Origin of the sequence: Sutterella parvirubra YIT 11816, from assembly GCF_000250875.1 — a bacterium.
Classification (GTDB): domain Bacteria; phylum Pseudomonadota; class Gammaproteobacteria; order Burkholderiales; family Burkholderiaceae_F; genus Sutterella; species Sutterella parvirubra.
Genome location: NZ_JH604984.1, coordinates 4,801 through 12,126, shown reverse-complemented (window position 1 = coordinate 12,126; position 7,326 = coordinate 4,801). Strand labels below are relative to the sequence as shown.

5 protein-coding genes and 1 pseudogene are annotated in these 7,326 nt (G+C 66.6%); 3 read left to right on the top strand and 3 right to left on the bottom strand.

The window, feature by feature from the left end:
- Nucleotides 1-271: 271 nt before the first annotated feature.
- Entirely contained in the window at nt 272-880 is a 609-nt protein-coding gene (locus HMPREF9440_RS10680) for a TetR/AcrR family transcriptional regulator (protein ID WP_008542635.1), read from the top strand.
- 229 nt (nt 881-1,109) lie between these two features.
- On the opposite strand, the gene HMPREF9440_RS06450 is transcribed toward HMPREF9440_RS10680, so the two are convergent.
- Both HMPREF9440_RS06450 and HMPREF9440_RS06445 read right to left on the bottom strand, forming a co-directional pair.
- On the bottom strand, nt 1,110-3,485 hold the full coding sequence (locus HMPREF9440_RS06450) for a molybdopterin-dependent oxidoreductase (RefSeq protein WP_008542632.1): 2,376 nt from the start codon (nt 3,483-3,485) through the stop codon (nt 1,110-1,112).
- 207 nt (nt 3,486-3,692) lie between these two features.
- A pseudogene (locus HMPREF9440_RS06445) lies at nt 3,693-4,511 on the bottom strand (RloB family protein); the annotation flags it as partial.
- Between the two features lie 546 nt (nt 4,512-5,057).
- Between HMPREF9440_RS06445 and HMPREF9440_RS06435 the strand changes: the two are divergent.
- A complete protein-coding gene (locus HMPREF9440_RS06435; RefSeq protein ID WP_008542625.1) occupies nt 5,058-5,312 on the top strand; it encodes a hypothetical protein in 255 nt (84 codons plus the stop codon).
- Nucleotides 5,313-5,478: 166 nt separating this feature from the next.
- On the top strand, nt 5,479-5,991 hold the full coding sequence (locus tag HMPREF9440_RS06430) for a GNAT family N-acetyltransferase (protein ID WP_008542624.1): 513 nt from the start codon (nt 5,479-5,481) through the stop codon (nt 5,989-5,991).
- 44 nt (nt 5,992-6,035) lie between these two features.
- On the opposite strand, the gene HMPREF9440_RS06425 is transcribed toward HMPREF9440_RS06430, so the two are convergent.
- Nucleotides 6,036-7,028 (bottom strand): AlkZ-related protein, encoded by a 993-nt coding sequence (locus HMPREF9440_RS06425; RefSeq protein WP_148516487.1) that lies wholly within the window; start codon nt 7,026-7,028, stop codon nt 6,036-6,038.
- Nucleotides 7,029-7,326: the final 298 nt, after the last annotated feature.

The following is a 7,326-nucleotide window of genomic DNA, read 5'->3' as shown; positions in this document are numbered from 1 at the left end:
CGGCCCCGGTTGGGTACTAGTCGCACGCACGGAACTCTACCGAAAAGGGCCGGAAAACGCACGGTCGGCAAAATCCGTCCGTCGCAAACCCGTGTCCGATACCCGTGTTTTTCTTTGCATTTCAACAAGCTCAAGGCCTGCACGAATCCGTGATGCAGCATTCCCGGGTACCCGAAGGGTCTTCCGCCAAAAACGCATCAAACACCATGACGGCAAGCGAATCTATAATCAGGAGATCCTTCAACCGATACCGAAGACACTGGGTACGACCATGCGCACGCTCACGCCTGAAAAACGCGACCAGATCCTCCACACGGCGACCAAGCTCTTCCTCGAAGACGGCCTTCTCAACACCACCATGAACGACATCGCGTTCGTGATGCGCTGCTCGAAGGCGACCCTCTACAACTACTTCCCCTCGAAGGAAGAACTCTTTGAGGCGTTCTTCGAATACCACATCAGCGAGCCGCTCGCCGACGTGATCACCGAACTCGAAAATCCCGACCGCTCCGACCGCGACAACCTGCTCGCGTTCGTCGAGGGGATGATCCGCCTGCGCTTCGACACGAAGTTGGCACCCATCTACCACCAGGTCCTCGTCGCCTCGCAGCGCTCGCCCCACATCGCGCAGCTCTTTCTGAAGGCCGGCGCCTGGTCCCTGATCGAGCGCTCCGCCGCGGTCTTCGAGCGCCTCATGAAGGAAGGCGTCTTCCGTCCGGGCGACCCGATCCGCCGCGCGCGTCAGCTCCAGATGCTGATCATGGTGGAGAACAACCGCTGGAACCTCAATCCGGCCCAACCGAAGCCCGACGACCTGATGATCCGCGATCTCGCGCAGGAAGTCGCCTCCTTCTTCTGGGCGGGCGCCGCGGCGAAGTAACCGCCGCCCTTGAAGCCGCCTTTGGAGCCCCTGCGGGAAGTCCTGCGGGGAGTCCTGCTCCAGGGCTCCGACGAAGGGTTGGGGCCCGCAGGGCCGAAAGGGTTCAAAAGTTCAAAAAGGCCGACCGGATCCGTCCGGTCGGCCTTTGCATTGGCGGGCTTGTCGGATTTGCCTTGAGAGGCTTTGCTGGAGGGTCGGATCCCGCGGCCCTGCCCCTCAACGCCGGGCGTCAGCTGCCTTCGGCCGCCTTCCTCACCCGCACGCGCCAGCCCGACGCGACGTTCCCGCGGGCGAAGTCCGAGGTGGGCTCGTCGGAAGTCAGAACGTTCGCCTGCCCGCGCAGATCGAGCGCTTCGTGATCGTGGGCGTCGTGAGCGTCAAGAGCATCATGCGCGCCCTCCCCGGCCTCCGGCTTCCGCGTACGCCACCGCACCCAGCCGCCGTGCCCGAGGCGTACGGTCCCGCGGGCGTTCCCGGGATTGAGCTTCACGCGGGCAAGCAGCGCCCCGCGGTCGTTTTCCACCACGCAGAGGTCCCCTTCGCGAAGTCCGCGCACCGCGGCGTCCTCGGGATGAAGTTCCGCGGGTTCGGGTTCAGGCACCGGCCGGGCAACACCCGGCACCGGGACGCCCCCAACGATGTCCGCCGCATCGTCTTCCGCCGCCTCCAACTGACTGTGAAGCCGCTTCGGGGACTTGGTGGCAAGGAGCACCAATTCGTCCGGGGCGCACTCGTCCCCCTTCATCCAGCGGCCGTCGCCGCCCCAAGGGAGGTTCGTCAAGCCCTCGGCACGAAGCTTCTCCAACCTCCCGCTCACGAGTTCGATCTTCCCGGTGGGCGTCCGCAGCGGCGCCGCCTCCGGGTCCCTGCGGAAGGCTTCGAACGCGACGAAGGGCTTCGCATCCCACGGTTTCGGACAGAGCCACACGCCCATCGCACGGAGCTCGTCGAGCGTGGGGGCGTCGATCCCGCGGGGGGCGTTCTCACGGCGCGCGGCCGCCCAGAGGCGCTCGATCCACCCCTCGGCGTCGAGCCCCTCGGTGAAGGCCGCGCCCACCGACGGGTGAATCCTCTCGGCAAGAGCGGCGAAGATCTCGTAGTCGGGACGGGCGTCCCCCTGGGGCGCGCGCACGGGTTCGATCACGGCGACGCCGAGGTTGGAATACGACCCGATCGAGGTGAGGTCGCGCCGCTCGAAGAGTGACGCCGCCGGGAAGACGATGTCCGCCATCCTTGCTGCCGGCGTCCAGTGCGTGTCCGCGACGATGACGGTCTTCATGCGGCGGAAGGCTTCCGCGAGGCGTTTGAGGTCCGGCTGATGCGTGAAGGGATTGCCGCCCGCCCACATGACGAGCTCCATCGGCTGCGTCTCCACCGTCCGGCCGTGAAACTGGGAGGGGGCATTGGGCGTGAGAAGGACGTCCGTCACGCTCGCCACAGGGACGGTCGTGGTGGTGCGCCTCGGGCGGTGCGCCCAGGGGAGATTCGCGAGGGGCGCCGGACGCGAGGGAATGCCGGGGAGGTCCGCCGCGGCGGAGGGCGGCACGCCGCCGTCGCTGTAATGGTAGTTGGTGCCGATGCCGCAGCCCGGAAGACCGATCTGTCCCAAAAAGGCCGCCAGGGTCCAGATCGACCACGGGCCGTTCTCGCCCTCGATCGAGCGCTGCGGGCCCCAGCCGCCCATGATCATCGTGCGCCCGGACGACCACCGGCGCGCCAACGCGCGGATCGTCTCCGCGGGGACGCCGGTGATGGCCGCGGCGGTCTCTTCATTGAAGCCCGCTTCGATGCGCTCGACCACCCGCTCCCAACCGACGACGTGGGTCTTCAAAAAGTCGAAGTCGACTTTCCCGTCTTTGATCAGCACCGCGATGATCCCGAACACCAGCGCCGCGTCCGTCCCCGGGCGAAGCGCCACCGTCTCGGCATGGAGTTCCGCCGCCGACTCCGTCGCGATGGGGTTCACCGACGTGATCCGCCGCCCCGAGACCGCGAAGTCCTTCAAGGCCCGGCGGCCGGCGTGAATCGTCGTCACCCAGTCGATGTCGTTCGTGACGAGGGGGTTCGCGCCCCAGAGGACGATTTCGTCCGTGTGCCCGAGCACCACGGACCAGTCGGTCGACCGCGGGTCCGACATCCCGACGATCTCGGGAAGGATCTTCGCGATCGCACCCGTGGAGTAGCTGTTCTCGGCTTCGACGAAGCCGCCCAAAAGCCTCAGGAGCCTCCTGTTGAGATTCACCGCCGAGTGCACGATCCCGGGCGACATCCAACCGTAGCTGTTCCCCCAAACCGCGTCGGAACCGGCCGTCGCATAGGTCTCGCGGATCGCGTCCGCGGCGAGCGTCAACGCTTCGTCCCAGGAGAGCGGCACCCATTCGTCCCGGCCGCGCAGGCGCCCCTTCACGTCGGCGCCGTTCCTGCGGCCTTCGAGCCAGCCGCGCCGCACCGCGCACACCGTCGTGCGCGAGGGGGCGTCGGCCGTGCGGGCGATGCGCTCCAGGTTGGGCGAAGGATCGAGGTCGCCCTTCCAGGGGGCGAGCTTGAGGCGGCCCACTTCGATCCGGGCGTCGACGACGCCCCAGTGGGTGGCGGTGATGGTCATGGCGGTGGGTCTCGGGGTTGGTTGGAACTGCCGGCCTGCATCAGGTCGGATTCGAGTCTCCTTCAGTCCTGCTTCCGGTCAGCGTGGTCGAAGAAACAGTATGCCCGAGATCGCCCCGCCGGAACGCCCTCGAAACTCAGATAAATGTCGTGGCTGCGGGCCAGGTTCGGGACGGATTCGGAGCTGAGGGAGGCTTGCGGGGCCCGCTCAGGAGGCCTTGGGCTTCCCGGCCTTCCACTTCCGCACCGGCACCGGCCTTCCCACGACGAAGTGCGGGCCGGCGTCCGTCATCGGGCGGGAGGCTTCAATCCCCGCGCCGGCAGTCTCGGGGACGTTGGCGGCGTCCGGAGGAAAGACCGGGAAGACCGGAAAGGCCGGGACGGCGGGCGCGGAATCAGTGGGGTGAGCGGGTTGTGCGGGTTGGGCGGTATCGCTCTGCGCCCCGTCCTTCACCATCTCAAGGAGCGCCCGGGCGAGCCCGGACTCTTCGCCCGTCACCCGGTCGGGGCGCTTCCCGGTCCGGAGCGTCAGCACCGCGGCGGCGGGGTCGTATTTCAGGAGCAGGAGCCGCAGAAGGAGCACCGGGATGAGGGTCCAGCACTCCGCGCCATCCTGCTTCTCCCTGACGGGGAAGTCCGTGAGGAAGGCGTCGCCCAACCGGCTCCCCTCAAAGAGCTTCTCAGGGAACATCATCTTCTTCGGGCTGAACCCGATCGCCTGGGTCGCGGCCCTGACGCAGAGGTCGGTCGGATTCACCGCCTCGTAATGCGTCACCACGGTTTCGCGGATGCGCCCGTTCGTGAGGTACTCCACCGTCGTCACGGGCTTCCCGATCATCGCGCCCTTTTCGGAAAACGCTTCCCGGTGCTCGATCCCGCAGAGGTGCAGAAACCAGTATTCGATGCAGGGCTTCGAGACGATCAGATGGATGAAGGGGTGGTTCTTCGACTGCCGCACGGCCTCGTTGAAGGTCGTGTGATGGTCGACGTCGAAAACGAGCCAGGCCTCCGTGAAGGGGGCCTTTTGGTTTTGGCGTCTGGTCCGCCGTCTGGACGAGCCCCATCGGGGAGCACTTGTTCGGCCGCACGACCGCGCAGAGCCGCTCGTCGATCCCGAAGTGCCGCATGAAGGTCCGCAGGTACTTCACCTCCGTCACCTCACCCTCGACGAGGATGAGAACGCGGCCTTCGGGCCGCAGGGGGAAGGGTTTCAGGAACGTGCTGGGCTTCGGCGTGGCGGGGATCGGGGGCATGGTGCGCGGGGCCTTCAGATGAAGGGTGTCTTGAGGGGTTGGAGGTTGCTTGGGGTGGTCGGTGGGGCGCGGGTGTCGTCGACGGTTTTCGACCACTTTACCGAGGCCTGCGACGCTGCATGACGCATGTCGTCACCGCCTGCCGTCCCCATGTGTCGAGGCGACGTTTATGGAGCGTTCGGGAATCCGGACCCCGGGCACCCCGGACGCGTCTCGGCAGGACGGTGTAGCCTTGGGTATGTGGTGAAGGTTGACGCCCGCGGAGGGCCATGCCGGGCCTCCCTTGACCTCTTCCGCCTTTCCTGTCTTGGAGCCCCCTCATGAATCCTCTCCGGATCATCCACAACCTCATGCTCTTCCTCGGCATCATGATCGTGCTGATGTTCATCTCGGCGGGCGTGAAGGATCTCCTCCTCATCCCGAAGGAATATCACGTGCAGGTGAGCCTCGGCGTCACCTTCGTCATGGCGGGGCTCTTTACCGAAAAGCTCCCGCAGGACTTCCTGAAGTTCTTCTGGTTGGACGGCAACCATCCGGTCACGCAAAAATCTTCCTCGTCATCGGGCTCGTGCTGATCTTCGGGACGGCGGTGTGGGTGCGGCTTTGAGTCGGCGACTTCCGGACGCTCCCCGGTCGACTTTCGGCGTATTGCGCCCGGGCCGACCGGTCGGGCATCATTCTGGACAGTTTCCCCAAACACCCACGCTCGAATCTCCGGCTTTGCCAAGAAGCCGCCCCAGCATGACCTCCGCGACCCCGACGACCTCCTCCGGCCCCGCCTCTTCCTCCCCGACTCCGCACTTCCCCGCGCTCACGATCCGGCGTCTTGACACCGCGGAGCGCCCGCCCGAACTCATCGCCCAACTCGCCCGCGTCTGGCGCTCGAGCGTCGACGCGACGCACGGCTTCGTCGCGCCCGAGGATCTCGACTTCTTCGCGCGGTTCGTGCCGGAAGCCTTCCGGGTGGTGCCCGTGATGTACGTCGCCGAAGCCGAGGGCCGGGTGCTCGGTTTCGCCGGCATCGCGGCGGACGCCCTGGAGATGCTCTTCGTCGACGCGGACGCGCGCGGGATGGGTGTGGGCGGCAGGCTTCTGCGCACCGCGATCGAGGCGGGCGTTACGAAGACGGAAGTCAACGAAGCGAACGACCAGGCCCGGGGCTTTTACGACCATTTCGGCTTCGTCGTGACGGGCCGGAACGAGAAGGACGGCTGCGGCCTCCCTTACCCGACGCTCTCGCTTGCGCTGGGGTGATGGGCTGAAAGACCGAAAGAAGGAAAGGCCCAAAGCCTCTCCGCCTATTCCCCGATCACCATCCCGTCGACGGCGTGACGCGCCAACGCGTCCGCCATCACCGGATCCTTCGGGTCGATGGGGTCGACCAAACTCTTTCTCGACTTCGCGGCAGTCTTGACGGTCTTCACCGCTTTTCCCTTCTTCCGGGCGGCGTCACCGCCCTCAGCGCCGCCGTCGGGCTCAGCGGCTTGGCTCACCCAAATGGCCTGCCGGGTCTTGGGCGTCTTGGCCGTCTTCGCCTTGCGCTCACCCTTGACGCGCGGCCGGAGCATCCGGAGGACATCCTCCTCCGTCACGTCCGGCACGACCCGCCGCACCATGGCCGTCAACTTCACCAAGGCCTCCCGCACGGCCTCCTCGCCTTCGGGAACGTCGTCGAGGTCGAGAAACCCGTGTTCTTCAGGCCGCCCGAAGACGCAGAGCGGCCACCCGTAGGGTTCGCCCCGCTTGTTGCGCCGCTGCTGAAAGTCGGTGACGCACCAGAGCGCGGTGTTCTGGAGCATGGTGGCGGCGGTCGCGACGCCCTTGAAGCCTTCGGGAAGCATGTCGCGGATCGCGTCCACGTCCATGCCTTCGCCCGCGGGGATAGATCGGTCCACGGTGTGGGCGCGCTCGTCGATCAGCCCCGCGTCGACCAACTCGTCCGCCGTGCGTCGGCCGCGCTTCAGGGCGACCACCAGGGGGAACACGTCCTTCCGGATGAAGCCCAACTTCCCGTCGAAGAACTGCCCGTAGACGACGTCCTCGGCGAGAATCTCTTCCCTCCAATACCAGGGGTTGGTGATCTGGTCGTTGATCTGAAAGACCTCGGGGCGGCAGAGTTCCCGCACCGAGAAGCCTTCGATCGGGGTCGAGTGGAAGGGCAGGAGCCCGATCTCGCGCACCAGCCCCCGGATCATCGCAGGTGACGTTCTCGGGATCGAACCCGGCTTCGGGACGAGGCCGGGCGGAAGGGGTGCGGGCATCACGGCGGGGAGTTGGACGTTGGTGGGCATGGTATGGTGCGGGCGGTTGGTGCGGGCGGACTCTGGCGGTCGGATTTCGGAGGTTTCTCCACAAGTATGCGCCGAACGGGCGGGATGCGAAGGCTCTCCGATGCGGCCCGAGCGCATCGGTCAGCGGGTCCGTAGGCTTACAATCGAGCCTCCCGTCCGACAGCCCGACCCCCTTTCCTCCGTTTCTCCGCGCCATGCGTTACGACCTCACCGACCTCCAGATCTTCCTCGCGCTCGCCCGCACGCTCAACATGCCGGCGGCCGCCGAAGAAGTGCACCGCACCACCTCGGCCGTGAG

Coding starts and splice junctions, on each gene's coding strand:
- HMPREF9440_RS06430 (WP_008542624.1), top strand. CDS start 5,479: ATGACCTCCGCGACCCCGACGACCTCCTCCGGCCCCGCCTCTTCCTCC.
- HMPREF9440_RS10680 (WP_008542635.1), top strand. CDS start 272: ATGCGCACGCTCACGCCTGAAAAACGCGACCAGATCCTCCACACGGCG.
- HMPREF9440_RS06435 (WP_008542625.1), top strand. CDS start 5,058: ATGAATCCTCTCCGGATCATCCACAACCTCATGCTCTTCCTCGGCATC.
- HMPREF9440_RS06450 (WP_008542632.1), bottom strand. CDS start 3,485: ATGACCATCACCGCCACCCACTGGGGCGTCGTCGACGCCCGGATCGAA.
- HMPREF9440_RS06425 (WP_148516487.1), bottom strand. CDS start 7,028: ATGCCCACCAACGTCCAACTCCCCGCCGTGATGCCCGCACCCCTTCCG.